Origin of the sequence: Hoyosella rhizosphaerae (assembly GCF_014643175.1) — a bacterium.
Taxonomy (GTDB): domain Bacteria; phylum Actinomycetota; class Actinomycetes; order Mycobacteriales; family Mycobacteriaceae; genus Lolliginicoccus; species Lolliginicoccus rhizosphaerae.
Genome location: NZ_BMJH01000002.1, coordinates 699,484 through 715,102, shown reverse-complemented (window position 1 = coordinate 715,102; position 15,619 = coordinate 699,484). Strand labels below are relative to the sequence as shown.

At 58.2% G+C, this 15,619-nt stretch carries 14 protein-coding genes; 6 read left to right on the top strand and 8 right to left on the bottom strand.

What is annotated here, in order from left to right; translation table 11 throughout:
* The first annotated feature begins 14 nt into the window (after positions 1–14).
* Entirely contained in the window at positions 15–530 is a 516-nt protein-coding gene (locus tag IEW73_RS11590; RefSeq protein ID WP_188674830.1) for a ribonuclease FAU-1 family protein, read from the top strand.
* A 5-nt stretch (positions 531–535) separates the two neighbouring features.
* On the opposite strand, the gene coaE is transcribed toward IEW73_RS11590, so the two are convergent.
* Together coaE and rpsA are read right to left on the bottom strand one after the other, a co-directional pair.
* Positions 536–1,465, bottom strand: coding sequence for a dephospho-CoA kinase (gene coaE / locus IEW73_RS11585; protein WP_188674826.1), 930 nt, complete (start codon positions 1,463–1,465; stop codon positions 536–538).
* A gap of 115 nt (positions 1,466–1,580) precedes the next feature.
* Positions 1,581–3,062, bottom strand: a complete 1,482-nt coding sequence (rpsA, locus tag IEW73_RS11580; protein ID WP_188674822.1) for a 30S ribosomal protein S1 — start codon at positions 3,060–3,062, stop codon at positions 1,581–1,583.
* 277 nt (positions 3,063–3,339) lie between these two features.
* Between rpsA and IEW73_RS11575 the strand changes: the two genes are divergently transcribed.
* The gene (locus IEW73_RS11575) at positions 3,340–4,206 is read left to right on the top strand and encodes a class I SAM-dependent methyltransferase (protein WP_188674820.1); all 867 of its coding nucleotides are present in this window, start codon (positions 3,340–3,342) and stop codon (positions 4,204–4,206) included.
* Positions 4,207–4,214: 8 nt separating this feature from the next.
* On the opposite strand, the gene IEW73_RS11570 is transcribed toward IEW73_RS11575, so the two are convergent.
* Both IEW73_RS11570 and IEW73_RS11565 read right to left on the bottom strand, forming a co-directional pair.
* Positions 4,215–6,020 carry a hypothetical protein gene (locus tag IEW73_RS11570; RefSeq protein ID WP_188674817.1) on the bottom strand — a complete coding sequence of 602 codons (1,806 nt, stop codon included), beginning with the start codon at positions 6,018–6,020 and terminating at the stop codon, positions 4,215–4,217.
* Positions 6,017–6,634, bottom strand: a complete 618-nt coding sequence (locus IEW73_RS11565; RefSeq protein ID WP_188674814.1) for an alpha/beta hydrolase family protein — start codon at positions 6,632–6,634, stop codon at positions 6,017–6,019. The genes IEW73_RS11570 and IEW73_RS11565 overlap by 4 nt, the downstream gene beginning before the upstream one ends.
* 152 nt (positions 6,635–6,786) lie before the next feature.
* Here IEW73_RS11565 and trxA point away from each other — a divergent pair, with 152 nt between their 5' ends.
* Entirely contained in the window at positions 6,787–7,161 is a 375-nt protein-coding gene (gene trxA / locus IEW73_RS11560; protein ID WP_188674811.1) for a thioredoxin, read from the top strand.
* A gap of 72 nt (positions 7,162–7,233) precedes the next feature.
* Here trxA and IEW73_RS11555 read toward each other — a convergent pair whose 3' ends face one another.
* Positions 7,234–8,307 (bottom strand): isocitrate/isopropylmalate dehydrogenase family protein, encoded by a 1,074-nt coding sequence (locus IEW73_RS11555; RefSeq protein WP_188675170.1) that lies wholly within the window; start codon positions 8,305–8,307, stop codon positions 7,234–7,236.
* A gap of 79 nt (positions 8,308–8,386) precedes the next feature.
* Between IEW73_RS11555 and IEW73_RS11550 the strand changes: the two genes are divergently transcribed.
* Complete coding sequence (locus tag IEW73_RS11550) at positions 8,387–8,944, top strand: 2'-5' RNA ligase family protein (protein WP_188674808.1); 558 nt, start codon at positions 8,387–8,389, stop codon at positions 8,942–8,944.
* Here IEW73_RS11550 and IEW73_RS11545 read toward each other — a convergent pair.
* On the bottom strand, positions 8,927–9,082 hold the full coding sequence (locus IEW73_RS11545; protein WP_188674805.1) for a hypothetical protein: 156 nt from the start codon (positions 9,080–9,082) through the stop codon (positions 8,927–8,929). The two genes, IEW73_RS11550 and IEW73_RS11545, sit on opposite strands and share 18 nt — an antisense overlap.
* An 82-nt stretch (positions 9,083–9,164) precedes the next feature.
* Here IEW73_RS11545 and IEW73_RS11540 point away from each other — a divergent pair, with 82 nt between their 5' ends.
* Positions 9,165–10,187: a GlxA family transcriptional regulator gene (locus IEW73_RS11540; protein ID WP_188674802.1), complete on the top strand. Its 1,023-nt coding sequence runs from the start codon at positions 9,165–9,167 to the stop codon at positions 10,185–10,187.
* On the opposite strand, the gene IEW73_RS11535 is transcribed toward IEW73_RS11540, so the two are convergent.
* Together IEW73_RS11535 and polA are read right to left on the bottom strand one after the other, a co-directional pair.
* Entirely contained in the window at positions 10,147–11,268 is a 1,122-nt protein-coding gene (locus tag IEW73_RS11535) for an NAD(P)/FAD-dependent oxidoreductase (RefSeq protein ID WP_188674799.1), read from the bottom strand. The genes IEW73_RS11540 and IEW73_RS11535 overlap by 41 nt on opposite strands.
* A 3-nt stretch (positions 11,269–11,271) precedes the next feature.
* Positions 11,272–14,082 carry a DNA polymerase I gene (gene polA, locus IEW73_RS11530; RefSeq protein ID WP_188674796.1) on the bottom strand — a complete coding sequence of 937 codons (2,811 nt, stop codon included), beginning with the start codon at positions 14,080–14,082 and terminating at the stop codon, positions 11,272–11,274.
* A 285-nt stretch (positions 14,083–14,367) separates the two neighbouring features.
* Here polA and IEW73_RS11525 point away from each other — a divergent pair, with 285 nt between their 5' ends.
* Positions 14,368–15,615 (top strand): branched-chain amino acid ABC transporter permease, encoded by a 1,248-nt coding sequence (locus IEW73_RS11525; RefSeq protein ID WP_188675167.1) that lies wholly within the window; start codon positions 14,368–14,370, stop codon positions 15,613–15,615.
* Positions 15,616–15,619 lie beyond the last annotated feature (4 nt).

The window sequence follows — 15,619 nt, the reverse complement described above, 5'->3', positions numbered from 1 at the left end:
AGTAAAATAGGAACATGGAAGCGCCGACACTTGCTCATGCTCCGAAGCGCGAGACGTTCAATCTCGCCGACTACACAAACACGGACCCGAAAGGGTTCGTGAGACCAGTCGACCACTATCACATCGAGCCGTGGGGCCTCTACATGGGCAGGGAATCCGATCACGAGCAGTTTCACTACCTCGAATCGTGGATCCTTCCGTCGCTGAGTATCAGAGTGTCCGTTTTTCACTTCTATCCAGCTCACGAACGTGATCAGAACTTCTATGTAGATATCGGCCAGTTCACAGCTGGCGAAACGGCGTGGCGTTCTGAAGATCACTACATCGATGTCGTCTTACGCACCGGGCGTGGAGCCCATATTGAAGACATCGACGAACTCTTTGATGCGCACACCGCAGGCTACATTTCCACGGACCGCGCGGAAGCAGCAGTACGCACGTCCGTTGAGGTCATGACGAAGCTAGCGTTATACAAATACTCACTGAGTAGCTGGCTGCAGGACGAAGGCATGGCCATCACCTGGCGATAAGTCAGCTACTTGCTGTGGCGAATCTGGATTTCAAGCGGCCGCGCCGGATCGGCACCACGATGCAGACCGACTTTGGGACTTGCAGGGAATTCCTCCGCGGAAAGTAGTTTGCCGATCTGAAGCATGTCCGCTTCAGTCTCAACGACGATCTCAATGTTGAGCAGATCCACTACCGGCTCACCGGAATCCCGCTTCGGTCCCACAAACTCGATGGACTTCGCTAGTCCCCCGCACAGCACCCACAGCCGGGCAATGACTCGGCGCGCCTGCGCCTCCCACTCAGGGTTGAACTCGACGACGGCCTCGTCTGGCAGCACATCGTTGCCCGTTCGGACATTGTGTTCAAATGGAACGATCCGCGTGTGCCACACGTGCCGAACTTGCTCACGAAGTGCGTCCTGGCTCCCTGTGTTGTCGAGCCAGACATCAGCGGCGGCGCGACGTTGCTCATCGGTGGCTTGCGCCGCGATTCTTGCCCGCGCGTCATCCGGAGACATCCCACGGTGGCTGGTCAATCTGTCGATGCGCTGCTGCTCCTCGGCGTGTACGACCATCACGAGGTTGCACGTGGGTGCAAGGCCGTTCTCGATAAGGAGTGGGATGTCGTGGACCACCACAGCATGCGGCGGGGCAGCGATGATGAGTTCGCTAGTCCTCTGGCCCACTTTGGGGTGCACGATCTGGTTGAGCTGTGTACGTGAGGCGTCGTCGCGAAATGCGACTGCAGCGAGTGCTGGCCTATCAAGAGTGCCGTCTGGAAGTAAGATCTCGTTCCCGAAGGCTTCGACGAGTTCCGTCAGCCCAGGCGTGCCCGGCTCGACGACCTCACGAGCGATTTTGTCGGCATCGATTATGACTGCCCCAAGTCGAGCGAGTTCAGTGGACACTGTCGATTTTCCGGCGCCAATTCCACCGGTGAGGCCTATGCGTAACACGTGAATGAGTGTCGCACTTTGTTGTTGGTTTCGCTATGGAACTCGGTTGATCCAAGACAAGTGCCCCGCACACCTAGGGTGTGCGGGGCACTGTGCCTGTATAGCTACCTACCGATTAGCTGCTGCTACCGGAAAGCTTCTCGCGCAATGCGGCTAGTTGCTCGTCGCTTGCAAGCGTGCCGGCGTTGCCCTCAGGTGTGGTGGCTGCTGGTGCTGCACCTTCAGCTTCGCTTTCACCTTCGGATGAGTAGTTGCTCGGCGCTGCTTCAGCCTGCTCAGCTTCTGCCTTTGCGAACTTCTCCATTTGCACTGTGTGCATCTTGTGGCGACGCTCAGCTTCTGCGTAGCGGCCTTCCCACTCTTCGCGCTGCTTCTCGAATCCTTCGAGCCATTCGTTGGTCTCGGAGTCGAAGCCCTCAGGGAAGATGTAGTTTCCAGCTTCGTCGTAAGAGTCGGCCATGCCGTACTTGGCTGGGTCAAACTCTTCGGTGTATTCCTCGTTGGCCTGCTTCAGGCTGAGAGAGATACGGCGACGCTCGAGGTCGATATCGATGACCTTGACCATTGCATCGTCGTTGACGCCGACGACCTGGTCAGGAACCTCGATGTGACGCTCTGCGAGCTCGGAGATGTGAACGAGACCCTCGATCCCCTCTTCGACGCGCACGAATGCACCGAACGGCACAAGCTTGGTGACCTTACCGGGCACAATCTGGCCGATGGCGTGTGTCCGTGCGAACTGGCGCCAAGGATCTTCTTGGGTGGCCTTGAGCGAGAGTGATACGCGCTCGCGGTCCATGTCGACGTCGAGAACCTCGACGGTAACTTCGTCGCCAACCTGCACAACCTCTGAAGGGTGGTCGATGTGCTTCCAGGAAAGCTCGGACACGTGAACGAGTCCGTCAACGCCACCGAGGTCAACGAAGGCACCGAAGTTGACGATGGAGGATACGTGGCCCTTGCGGACCTGTCCCTTCTGCAACTGGTGCAGGAATTCGCTGCGAACCTCAGACTGTGTCTGCTCAAGCCACGCGCGGCGTGACAGAACGACATTGTTGCGGTTCTTGTCGAGTTCAATGATCTTCGCTTCGATCTCTTTACCAACGTATGGCAAGAGGTCGCGGACGCGGCGCATTTCCACGAGCGATGCCGGGAGGAAGCCACGTAGGCCGATGTCAAGGATGAGACCACCCTTGACGACCTCAATGACGGTGCCCTTGACGGCCTCGTCCTTCTCCTTAAGCGCTTCGATGGTGCCCCAGGCGCGTTCGTACTGGGCACGCTTCTTCGAAAGGATCAGACGACCGTCTTTGTCTTCCTTGGTGAGGACAAGCGCTTCGACCTCATCACCGACGGATACGACCTCATTGGGGTCGACATCGTGCTTAATCGAAAGTTCGCGCGAGGGGATAACACCCTCAGTTTTGTACCCGATGTCGAGCAGAACCTCGTCGCGGTCGACCTTAACGATTGTTCCTTCAACAAGATCACCATCGTTGAAGTATTTTATTGTGGCGTCGATCGCGGCAAGGAAATCCTCGGCGGAGCCGATGTCATTGACGGCTACCTGCGGCGAGGTCGAGGTTGTGGTGGGCATTAGGTGAGCTGCTCCGGACAGTTGGACTCAAAGTTACATGGACATGGATCAGAAATGCCGCGCCGACCTGCACAAACTAAGGCGCAACCGAAATGGCAACATCTCGGCGACTCCTGTGCGGCAATCGGAACGAACATAACCTGGCTGTGCGCAAGCCACAGCCAGAATAGAATACGTGATCACGCCGGAGCACGGCAAACCTGACCCAGATACTGACAGTAGTCGACATTGTCGGCTACCACCACCGGGTACCCCACTGAGGAGAGACCACACGCCGATGAATAGCAACCAACCACTCTCCCCCGGCGACGCAGTTATTAAGTCCTCAAGTGCAGGCACCGTATCGCACCGGACGGTCGATTCTTCGTCCAGCGACTCCGCGAATCGCCGATGGTGGGATTTTGATGCCGACGCGTACCACGAGGAGCATGCCGACTTTCTTGGTGTCCGCGCCCCTGAAGGAGAATTTGTCTGGTGTCCCGAAGCGCTGCACGAAGGTGATGTCCACTTACTAGGCGACGTATCTGGTGCGCGCATCCTCGAGGTCGGCTGCGGTTCAGCTCCATGCTCACGCTGGCTGCGGAGCAATGGCGCTGACGTCGTCGGACTCGACATTTCCGCCGGTATGCTCCGGCATGCTGCGGAAGTCATGGCCAACGGCGGCCCACAGGTGCCACTGGTGCAGGCCTCGGCGGAGTCACTACCGTTTGCAGACCGCTCGTTTGACGCGGTGTCCTCCGCATTTGGCGCAGTGCCCTTTGTCGCAGACTCAGCGCGCGTGATGAGAGAAGTCGCTCGAGTATTGCGCCCCGGAGGACGGTGGGTGTTCGCCGTCAATCACCCAATGCGGTGGATGTTTCCTGACGATCCAGGACAACGCGGGCTCACGGTCGTGTCCTCGTACTTTGACAGAACACCCTATGTTGAGTTGGACGAGCGCGGGGTGCCGTCATACGTAGAACACCATCGGACGATGGGTGATCGCGTCAGGGAGATCGTCGGTGCGGGACTTGTTCTCGACGACGTTGTAGAACCCGAGTGGCCCGAGTGGCTTGATCAGGAATGGGGTCAGTGGAGCCCGCTGAGGGGTTGGCATTTCCCTGGCACCGCCATCTTCTGCTGCCACAAGCCGAAGGACAACTAGGTCCTGAACTATCCGCCAGTGTGCACAGCCACCCCGACCGGCCCCGAGCCGATGCACATGTCTAGACCGGACGTCCGCGGGATCACCTGCAACGCTTCCCCACCGCCGACGATCCGGACAAAGACTGTGTTGAGTCCTTCCTTGACCGGCACAGACACGATCGCCCCTGGAGGTCTATTCGATTCCGGCACCCCCGCAAATGACACGTCGACGGCGCCGTCCATGTTCGCGAGATAATTGAGTTGTGCCGTCCATCCATGTTCAATCATGGCGCCATTGAGTGGGATTATCCCGTCACTATGCGCGTCGATTCGGTGTCCGCAGTTCGGCGCTGGGCCATCAACGATGGAACGGTTCCACCACACCTCCCCGTCAACAATTTCGCCTTCATCGGTGAGCACTCTTAACTCTTCGACAGAGCCCTGCACACTCACTGATTCACTGAGCGGCGCCAGGAAGACGCTGGCAAGATTGTGAGGATTGGTGACAGGCCCCAGCAAATTCCAGGGCACCTCTTGCTCCAGAATCTGCACTGGCCCGCTGCGTGTGGCTGCCTGAATGTTCGACACGTACTCCTTAGCGGGGCCCTGTGCCCAACTGTGCGAGAACGCCACCGTCGACCACATGCTGCTAGCAACAAAGGCGACCACCATGGCCGACCCGATTGCAGCGAAATGCCGCGCCTCTCGGCGCCATGGGGCGGCAATGATCAACGCCACCGCAATGCACACCACCACACTTGTGTCGGCGAGGTAGCGCAAAGACTGCACAATCTCTGGCGCAGTCCCCGGCCCTGACCGCATCAGCACTACAGGCAAGAGTGTCAACAAGACGTACAGCGCCACGAAACCGACAACGATCGCCGCATACCGCTTGTAGACAACCGCCACCAGCACGGCAAGAGCAATAACCGCGCTCCCACCAACAATTCCCAGCATCGGCGCGTCAGCCCACGGTGTAGATGGATGCCACCGCTCCCACTGCCACGGACCCCCAGCGAGTGCAGGAATGAACCCCCGGAACAAGGTTCGTGAGAGAAAATCACCAAAGTTCGCCATGCCGGACCCACTGATACTGCCGGAAACCACGAGCGAATAGGCCGGCAACCACGCCAACGTAACCACGACTAGCGCAACCCACATCGCCCAGCCGCGCCGCGCCACCTCCAGCACAGCGGACGTGTTGTGGGTGCATACCCACCACAGAGTTGCCGTGACGAATGCCACGACAGGGACGACGGCAGACTTCTCAAAAAACAGCAATGCGACGACGAACACCAGTGCCGAACTGCCGACATAGCGGTAACGACCGGTCTGAATAAAGCGGATCGCATCGGCGCTCACCCATGCAAGTGCGAACTGCAATGGCAGGGCATTGAGCCCCGCCGCCCACCAGGAAAATGCAGGCAAACTCAGCGGTGAGAACAAATAGAACGTCAGCGGGACAAGCAACGCCCAGCGCAACCCCAACAGCACGTAGAGCAACCTGAGCACAGCGGCCACAGCTGCTAGTTGAAGCAACACCAACGACGCAGCGGCGACAAACCAGTTAAACGGGGCAAGCATCGTGACGACCCATGCGACGACAAATGTCATCGGCATGAAGTGATCGTCGTGGTCATAAAGCAGGAACTCGGTAGACCATAGTGGGTGCGTAGCCGCTCGCCCCATGAGGATGAAGTCGTCCCAATAGAAAAACCCCTGGTTCAGCACCCAAATGCGGACGATCATCGCCGCAACGACAAGCGCACTAGCGGCCAAGACAATGCGTCGAGAGGACCGAGTCGGAACCTTTCTGCTGGCGACTACCGTCATCGCGCCACCACATGCGTTTCAATTGCATCGACGATAAATTGCACCGTTGCCGATGATTTTGCTCCTCCAAGGTCATGCCGCGCGCCCTCAACAGGAACCACCACCGCAGCGCCGCCAAGTTGGGGAACCGCGGAGTTCAACTCCTCAAGCGATCCGAATGGGTCGCGATCACCATGGACAAAAAGACTGGGCATACGCACCATCGGGAAATGCTCCGTTCGCAACCGGTCAGGCTTCGCGGGAGGATGCAGCGGGTAACTCAACAACACCAACCCCGACGCACAATGTGGTTGCTCCGCAGCGAGGATGCTCGACTGCCGACCACCGTAGGAATGCCCTCCCATAAAGATCGGGACGGAACCCGCTAGATCAGCCAGATGCGTCACAGCGTCGGCGATGCCTTCGCGATCATGCTGAGCGTGCGCACGGTTTGGAGGTCCTTGATTCCTCAACACCCGAAAAGGCAGGTTGTACCGCAGCACAGAAACTCTGCGCCGCGCCAAGCCCTCAGCTAACGCGACCAGCAGGGCGCTGTCCCGATTTCCTCCAGCGCCGTGGGTCAACGCTAGTGCGGCAACCGCATCGGGGGCATCGTGAAACACTCCGTCTACCATTCTCGACACCCAACCATGTTCGACACGGTAGCCGACCCACGTCCACAGCGACTCGCTGAAACGCGTGGGAACATTTCGGGGCGATATCTGGTTACGTAGAGAGAGTACGCCCGGTCACCACCCCGGGAATCCGTCAATGTTAGGAAAATTACGTGGCAACCAAGGTTCTGACTCATGCCGATTTCGAATCAACAATCACCGACAACGATGTTGTGCTCGTGGACTTCTGGGCCGAATGGTGTGGACCATGTAAGCAATTCGCACCGACATTCGAAGCGTCATCAGACAAGCACCCAGACGTAGTGCACGCCAAGGTCGACACTGAAGCTGAGCAGCAGCTCGCATCGGCCGCCGGGATCCAATCGATCCCTACCGTGATGGCTTTCCGCGAAGGAATTCTCGTGTTCGCGCAGCCAGGCGCATTGCCCGCCGACGCGCTCGATAGCCTCATCACCCAGGTCAAGGATCTCGACATGGACGAGGTGCGGGCACAAATCACCGCGCAGCAAGAAGACCCCCAGCAGTAAAGCCACTGGGCCGTCAAGAATCCAGATGCGCGGTTGACGCCTGACTGTGTCAACCGCGCAGTGTTATCTGCATCAGCCGCGCCGAATCACCCGGGCCAGAACCGTTTCGGTGAATTCACTGGTGGACGCTAAACCACCGATATCAGCCGTGGCGACCCCACCGGCCAATGTTCCAGCTACAGCCCTGCGAATTCTGACTGCCGCCCCCTGCAGGTGACGATTGTGCTGCCTCTGCGCAAGCCACTCAAGCAACATGGCGGCGGATAAGAACATGGCCGTGGGGTTAGCCCTGTTCTTGCCTGCAATGCTGGGGGCCGCCCCATGCGCGGCCTGCGCCATCGCCTGCGTTTCTGACGCGTTCAGCGATGCGGCCATGCCCAGTGAGCCTGACAGTTCTCCTGCAAGATCTGAAAGAATGTCGCCGAACATGTTCTCGGTAACGACAACGTCAAAGTCCCCACCTCGCACCAGGTGAGCGGCCATCGCATCAACGTGCTCGTCATCCACTGATAGCGACGGGTACTGTTTCGCCACTTCACGACACGTTTCTAGAAATAGGCCCATCGTCAATGGAAGCACGTTCGACTTGTGCACGATGGTGATGCGCTTGCGCCGTGTTACGGCTATCTGACAGGCCACATGAGCAATACGCTCACAAGCTTGGCGCGTGACCACCCCTACGGCCATGGCAACATCGCGGGTCGGCATAAATTCACCCGAACCGATAAACATGTTGCGATCCGAGTAGAACCCTTCCGTGTTCTCCCGAACAATGACGACGTCTATATCGTCGCGCATGGCACGCACACCTGGAAGCGCCGCAGCTGGTCGAATATTGGCGAACAGACCGTAGCGTTTTCGTATCTTGCCCCCGGGTGCTGTTTCAGCACGAAACTCAGGCGGATAGGCAGCGTTGTCGTGTGGACCTAGTACCCACCCTGGCAAGTCAGCGAGGGCATTTTCGGTTTCGTCTGGAAAAGGATTTCCGTGCGATTCGATGGCCGACCGCCCGAACGGCAACTCCACCCACTCGATTGTTCCCGCATCGGCTGCTGACACTGCCGCGTCAACCACCCGGACCGCGGCTGGCACAACCTCTTTGCCGATACCATCGCCGTGCAGAACTCCGAGTTGGATGTGCGCCATGCCCTCCATAATGGCCCACTGCGAATCACTGCGCACCGTCGGGCACACAAGTGTTGTGGCCATATCGCACAATAGGGTGATGATGCAGTCGGTGGAACTTCTTCTCAACGCCGAAATGGATGCGCACATTCGTTCGCAGTGGGAATCGCTCGCTGAGGCCGGGTTCCACGCACTACGCCCCCACCATCGACCTCACGTCACCGTTGGTGTTGCGCAGGAAATACCGCCGCAGATAGACAGGGCTATCACTCCCCTTTTTTGGACGTTGCCGTTCCCTCTCAGACTCGGTGGGCTGGTACTTTTTGGCGAGAAACGCATTGTCATCGCTCGGGCAGTAACGATGTCGCGTGAGCTACTCAACTGCCACCAGAGGCTGTTTACAGTGATGCGCGAGTGTCCTGGACAACCACTCCATATGGAGCCGGGGAAATGGACCCCGCACGTCACACTCGCAAAGCGCATACCCGCTGCCGAGGTGGGTCGGGCCGTGGAAATCCTCGCAACCAGAGAAGACTTCACCGGTGCAGTCGTCGCGGCCCGAAGGTGGGATGGGCAGCGAAAAATAGAAACGATTTTCGCATCTGCTGCGGACCTCGCTGGCCATCTCACGCAAGGAAATTCAGCGGCCGATTCTTGACGTTGTCGGCTTCGCATCTGCCCACCAATTCAGTGAACCATGCGGTGACGCATCTAAGTGTGTGTCAGGAACACGCCCCAACATGGCCAGCACGTTCAGCAAGATGAGCGCGGCGACGAAGGCCAGAAATACTGTCATACCACTAATTTTCCGCGAAGCCGCCATTTAGCAACAGTGGCAGAAACGACAATAAGCATCGAATTTCTGCCAAACTTGATTCGTGCTCTCCCGAGTCGTCGTCGTCCTGCCGCCGCTTACCGAAACATTTGAACTCGGCGTGGCATGCGAAGTGTTTGGCGTCGACCGGCGCGACGATGGAGTGCCGGTCTATGAATTGACCCTCGTGTCTGCGGTACCTGGTCCAGTGCACACGCGCCATGGGTACGATATCGCCGCTGCACATGACCTCTCAAAGCTTGATGATGCGGATCTCATCATTGTCAGTGCAGGAAATATGGAACCCGCAGAAAGCGCTACCGAAGCGCGTGCGGTGGCGCGCGTCCTTGACGCACTTCGCGCTGCGGTTGCACGTGGGGTGCCTGTGGCTTCGTTGTGCACTGGAGCTTTCATGCTTGGCGCTGCCGGTTTACTCGACGGTCGTCGCTGCACTACGCACTGGAGGCACGCGGCGGCGCTGGCGGAACAATTTCCGCTCGCTCGCGTCGACCCGTCGGTGTTGTACGTGGCTGATTTTCCGATCTACACCAGCGCCGGTACTGCCGCGAGTATCGACTTGTGCCTCCATTTGGTGCGCGAATGGGACAGCGCGGGAAGCGCGAATGCCATCGCGCGACGCATGGTCGTTGCACCACACCGCGAAGGTGGCCAAGCCCAGTTTGTGAATCGACCGTTGCCGAGCGCTACGGGATATTCGTTGGGGGACGTGCGGGAGTGGATGCGACAGAATCTCCGCGATAACGTCACGATCGCGGATCTTGCCAAGATGGCGGGGATGTCGACGCGAACCTTCGCCCGATTATTTGTTGACGAAACCGGCACTACTCCGCTTCGCTGGTTGAATGATCAGCGGGTACTTGCTGCTCAGCACTTGCTGGAGTCGACCCGCGTGTCGCTTGAGTTTATTGCCCACGAGGTTGGGTTTAGCTCAGCCGCATCGATGCGAACTCATTTTTTACGACTCCGGCACGTCACGCCACTGGAGTACCGTCGCGTGTTCGGATTGAAAGAGTTAGTGGATAACCCTAGTTCCACAAGCGTTGCGGCGACAGCGCCTCAGCACTGATCGGGATGTTGTCAGGGACCTCGTTCCCAGTGAGGATTGCAGCGGCAACGACAGCGAGCGCCGGTGCCATTTGGATCCCGTAGCCGCCTTGCCCCGCGAGAAAACCGAAGCCGGGCGCCTCTGGCACGAGACCCGCGACGGGCTCCCCGTCGGGCGCGAATGTTCGCAGGCCACCCCATGAGCTACGAACGGTCCGCAACTTCAATGTGGTGGCTTCGTTGATTTCTTCCATCGCACGGGCGATACCTAACTCGGACGGTTTTGCGTCGCCGGGTTCGACTGGATCGGCATCTGCTGGAGACGCGAGAATGCCATCGCCTTCAGGCTTGAAATACCACCGTTCGGCGGGGTCCCCAATGGTGGGCCCGTGAGGGTCGATGGGAGAACCAGTTGGGCACAGAAACAGTGTGCGTCGCTTCGGTATCAGCCCAAGAGCCGGTACCCCGGCCAGTGCGGCAACGTGGTCGGCCCACGCGCCCGCAGCGTCTACCACCAATCCGGTTTCAATGCGCTCGGAGCCGATGACGACACTCCACCGTTCGCCGTTACGCGAAAGTTCTGTCACTGGGGCGCCCGTGCGGATCGTGCCTCCGCGGGATTTGAATCCTCGAATATACGCCTGGTGTACGGCGAGCACGTCGATGTCGTGTGCTGCTGCGTCGAGGGCTGAACCGCGAAGCGTGTCGGGGTTCATCGCTGGACACAACTTAAGGGTGTCCTGCGCCCCTATTGTTTCCAGGCCGCCAAGGCCTGCGCTGCGGGAAGCGACCATGTCTTTGAGTTTGTGCTCACTGGCATCATCGAAAGCCGTCCACAATAGTGAGCGCTTTGTCAGCGCGCTGACGTCGCCCCATTTTCCTGCGAGGTCATCGAAAAGTTCCCTACTCGCCGCAGTCAGTGCGCGCACGGTCGGCCCGCCATACGATGGCAAATACGTTGCCGCTGAACGACCTGTGGAGTGGGTGGCCAGCATCTTTTCGGACTCAAGCAGTAGCACGGTGGCTTGTTCGGCGAGTTCGTAGGCGATGGAAGCCCCGGCCATTCCTCCACCAATTACGACAACGTCAACGGTGTCAGTCATGTTTTAGTGTCCTGCGCTTTCCCACGATGTACCCGCACCCATAGACACGTCTAGTGGCACCGATAGCGTGTATGCACTTTCCATCTTGGTCCTCACCAACTGTTCCACGTGTTCGCGTTCGTCGCTACATACTTCGAGGACAAGCTCGTCATGGACCTGGAGCAGCATTCGAGATCGAAGGTTCTCCTCAGCGAGGGCCGCGTGCACGTTCAACATCGCGACCTTGATGATGTCGGCAGCAGAGCCTTGGATTGGCGCGTTTAAGGCGGCTCGTTCTGCAACTTCGCGGCGCTGACGATTATCGCTGCTGAGATCCGGCAGGTATCGGCGACGACCAAAAACAGTGGACGTGTAGCCAACCTTGCGGGCCTCTTCGACCACCTCATGCAGATAGTCACGGACCGCCCCGAACCGTGAAAAGTACGCCTCCATCTGAGACTTTGCTTCTTCATTGGATATTTTCAACTGCTGGGCAAGCCCGTACGCGGACAGTCCGTACACCAGCCCGTACGACATTGCTTTTACTCGGCGACGAAGCTCGCTCGTGACCTCATTGATTGGCACCCCGAAGGCTTGTGAACCAACGTAGCTGTGGAGGTCTTCACCGGAGTTGAAAGCGTCGATCAAGCCTTTATCACCAGAAAGGTGTGCCATGATTCGCATTTCGATCTGGCTGTAGTCGGCAGTCAACAGCGTGTCGTACTTCTGCACTCGTCCGCCCTGATGGGAGCCACTTCCCACGACGAATGCTTCACGAATGCGGCGTCCGGCTTCCGTCCTGATGGGGATGTTTTGAAGGTTCGGATCTGTTGACGACAAGCGTCCTGTCGCGGCGATGGTCTGATTGAAGGTCGTGTGTATGCGTCCGTCGTCGGCCACTGTTTTCAGCAAACCTTCAACCGTTGTCTTAAGCTTCGTCGCGTCACGGTGGGCAAGAAGGTGTTCAAGAAACGGGTGCTGAGTTTTCGTGAACAACGTCGACAGGGCTTCTGCGTCCGTTGTGTAGCCAGTTTTTGTTCGCTTAGTTTTGGGCATATTCAGCTCGTCAAACAGCACAACCTGCAGCTGTTTCGGGGAGCCGAGGTTGATCTGCTTACCGATGGCGTCGTACGCCGATTCAGCGGCCGAATTGACCTGGGAAATGAAGTCTCGCTTCAGGTTCTCAAGCATCTCACTGTCCACTGCGATGCCCGCAGCTTCCAGGTCGGCCAAGACGAACGCGAGTGGAAGTTCAATTTCTGTGAGCAGTTGCCTCGACTCAATTGTGTCGAGTTCCGAATCGAGCGCACCTGCAAGATCAGTGACTGCTCGCGCGCGAAGCATGTCGGCTTCCGCTTGCGCCCGGCCAACTTCGTCGGCCTCATCAAGTAGTGAGAGTTGCTCAGTGCCGCCATCATCTGTTCGAAGTTCGAGACCAAGGTAGCGAATCGAAAGATCGTCAAGTTTAAATGTGCGCTGCCCTGGCCGCACCAGGTATGCCGCCAGGGCGGTGTCGCTTGTCACCCCGCGGAGCGTCCAGCCCCGACCACGGAGGGCGTGAATAGCCCACTTCACGTCATGAACCGCTTTTTGGTGCTTGTCGCTTTCTAGCCATGCACCCAATGCTGCATCATCGTCTTCGGTGATGGTTTCGGTGACGATGTAGGCGCCCTGCCCATCGGCCGCAGCAATCGCTACGGCGCTAGCATCCGAATTGTGCACTTGTGACGGCCCAGTGATTTCAAGTCCATGCCGAACGCCCTCAACAGCATGCTTGTCGAGCCAGGCTCGAACTTTTCCTGGCTCAAGGATGACGCCGTGAACATCGAATCCCCCATCGGCCTCGGGCTCTGTCGTCGATAAGGAATCGAACAACCGATCCCGCAATACCCGGAACTCAAGTTCGTCAAATACTGTGTGAATACGTTCTCGGTCCCACGGTCGCAACTCCAACTCGTCTGGCGAGTACGGCAACGTCATATCCCGAATCATCTGGGTCAACTCGCGGTTAAGCAGTACGGACTGAAGGTTCTCCCGTAATGAGTCCCCAACCTTGCCTCGCACCGCGTCAACCTTCTCGACAAGCCCGTCGAGAGAGCCATATTCGCGGATCCATTTCGCTGCCGTTTTTTCTCCCACACCGGGAATGCCAGGCAGGTTATCGCTTGGGTCACCCCGCAGTGCTGCAAAATCTGGGTATTGTTCCGGTGAGAGGCCGTACTTCTCTTCAACGGCGTCCGGGGTAAACCGAGTGAGGTCAGAAACTCCCCTCTTGGGGTAGAGCACCGTCACCCGATCTGTCACCAACTGCAGTGCGTCACGGTCACCCGTGCACACGAGAACATCGAAACCCTGCTGCGCCGCCTGGGTCGCCAATGTCGCGATGATGTCATCCGCCTCGAACCCGGGCTCCTCCATCGTCGGAATGTTCAGTGCCGCCAGAATGTCTTTGGCCAACTCCACCTGGCCTTTGAACTCGTCAGGCGTTTTACTTCGATTCGCCTTGTACTCCGGAAACTTCTCAGCGCGGAAAGTTTGGCGCGACACATCGAACGCAGCCGCGACGTGGGTGGGCTTCTCATCGCGAAGCAAGCTGATCAACATCGAAGTGAAGCCGTAGACCGCGTTAGTTGTTTGGCCACTGGACGTTTGAAACTTTTCTGCAGGCAGAGCGAAAAATGCCCGATACGCCAACGAGTGACCGTCGAGCAACAGCAAGCGAGGAGTCGGCGACGCAGATTCTGCTGTGGCGGACTTAGCAGGGGCGGTTTTCGCAGGGGTGGTTTTCGCGGGGGTGGCACTCACACAACACAGTCTAGGGACCGACACCGACATTCGCGCCCACTACACGGGCTCATGTACACCGGCATAGGCACCAGGACGATGCCACTCGAGAAACGTCCCAAGAGAAACCTCTGCGCAACACGCCGGAGCGATTATTCGAAACGTCTACCCCATACAGTCCAAGAGTTGAGAACATAAAGCGGACAATTCGCAGAAAAGTGCGAAATCGACCGGCCCCGGACGTGCCTGTGGGTACTACCGGGAGGAGGACATGTGACGCAAACCCTGCCCCGGCGGAGCGGTTCCCTGGGAGCGGCAGCGCTGATAACGCTGCTGATGGCGCTGTTGCCGGTGCTTTTTGCCAGCGGACCCGCGCTCGCCCAGAACGACTCAGATAGCGGACCACTCGGCACAGTTCAAGGAACTCTCATCACCGAGGGGACACCACTAGCTGGGGTACTCATCGGAGCTTTCGATGACTCGGGCGACGAAATTGCTGCAGCGCAGTCGGACGAACGTGGCCGCTGGTCAATGCGAATCCCGCCCGGTTCGTACACGATTGTGCTCGACGAAGAGTCACTACCCTCTGATGTAGCCGTACAGAACAATGAGAGGACAGCGTCTGTCCGCGCAGATCGCGTGTCATCCGTGATCTACACCTTCGGCGATATTCGAGGCGGACTTGATGTCTCGTTCGCGGAGAGGTTTCTCAAGCTCACAGTTGAAGGCCTCCGATTCGGGCTGGTCATCGCTATCACTGCCGTTGGATTGAGCCTTATTTTTGGCACAACGGGCCTGACCAACTTCGCGCATGGTGAACTCGTCACCATCGGTGCCGTGGCGGCATGGGTAGTGAACGTAAAACTCGGTGTGCACCTGATACCAGCGACGGTGATCGCCATCCTCGTCGGGATTATCGTCGGCATCCTCAATAACTCTGTGATCTGGAAACCTCTCCGAAGACGCGGGGCCAGCTTGGTGGCACAACTAGTTGTCTCCATCGGGTTGGCGTTGTCGTTCCGCGCCGTCATACTTCTCTTCTTCAGCGACCGGTCACAAGCGTTTGCGGACTACCAGAGCCAACGGCAACGTGACTTTGGACCGCTCTCCATCACACCGGTCAACCTCACCACGATGATTATCAGCCTTGCCGTCCTCGTCGGCGTAGGCCTCATGTTCAAGTTCTCGAAAATCGGAAAAGCCATGCGGGCCGTCTCCGACAACCGCGACCTGGCAGCGTCCTCCGGAATCAACGTCGAACGCGTCATCATGTTCGTGTGGGCGCTCGGCGGTGGACTCGCCGCACTCGGCGGCGTTTTGTTTGCACTTTCCGAACTCAACGGCACAGTGCAGTTCGAAATGGGATTCAAACTGCTACTCCTGATGTTCGCAGGCATCATCCTTGGTGGTTTAGGAACGGCATACGGTGCGCTCCTCGGTTGCGTCATCATCGGTTTGCTGGTCCAGTGGTCCACCCTCGTCATCAACCCTGACCTCAAGTACACCGGAGGACTACTCGTGCTCATCCTCGTACTCGTGCTCCGACCCCAGGGAATTCTTGGTTCCCGAGCAAGGATTGGGTGAGCCC

What these genes read in the sequence shown, in the direction of transcription:
- rpsA (WP_188674822.1), bottom strand. Translation starts at nt 3,062, where the DNA reads ATGCCCACCACAACCTCGACCTCGCCGCAGGTAGCCGTCAATGACATC.
- IEW73_RS11545 (WP_188674805.1), bottom strand. Translation starts at nt 9,082, where the DNA reads ATGACAGTATTTCTGGCCTTCGTCGCCGCGCTCATCTTGCTGAACGTG.
- IEW73_RS11570 (WP_188674817.1), bottom strand. Translation starts at nt 6,020, where the DNA reads ATGACGGTAGTCGCCAGCAGAAAGGTTCCGACTCGGTCCTCTCGACGC.
- IEW73_RS11575 (WP_188674820.1), top strand. Translation starts at nt 3,340, where the DNA reads ATGAATAGCAACCAACCACTCTCCCCCGGCGACGCAGTTATTAAGTCC.
- IEW73_RS11555 (WP_188675170.1), bottom strand. Translation starts at nt 8,307, where the DNA reads ATGGCGCACATCCAACTCGGAGTTCTGCACGGCGATGGTATCGGCAAA.
- polA (WP_188674796.1), bottom strand. Translation starts at nt 14,082, where the DNA reads ATGTCGGTGTCGGTCCCTAGACTGTGTTGTGTGAGTGCCACCCCCGCG.
- IEW73_RS11535 (WP_188674799.1), bottom strand. Translation starts at nt 11,268, where the DNA reads ATGACTGACACCGTTGACGTTGTCGTAATTGGTGGAGGAATGGCCGGG.
- IEW73_RS11565 (WP_188674814.1), bottom strand. Translation starts at nt 6,634, where the DNA reads ATGGTAGACGGAGTGTTTCACGATGCCCCCGATGCGGTTGCCGCACTA.
- IEW73_RS11590 (WP_188674830.1), top strand. Translation starts at nt 15, where the DNA reads ATGGAAGCGCCGACACTTGCTCATGCTCCGAAGCGCGAGACGTTCAAT.
- IEW73_RS11550 (WP_188674808.1), top strand. Translation starts at nt 8,387, where the DNA reads ATGATGCAGTCGGTGGAACTTCTTCTCAACGCCGAAATGGATGCGCAC.
- IEW73_RS11525 (WP_188675167.1), top strand. Translation starts at nt 14,368, where the DNA reads ATGGCGCTGTTGCCGGTGCTTTTTGCCAGCGGACCCGCGCTCGCCCAG.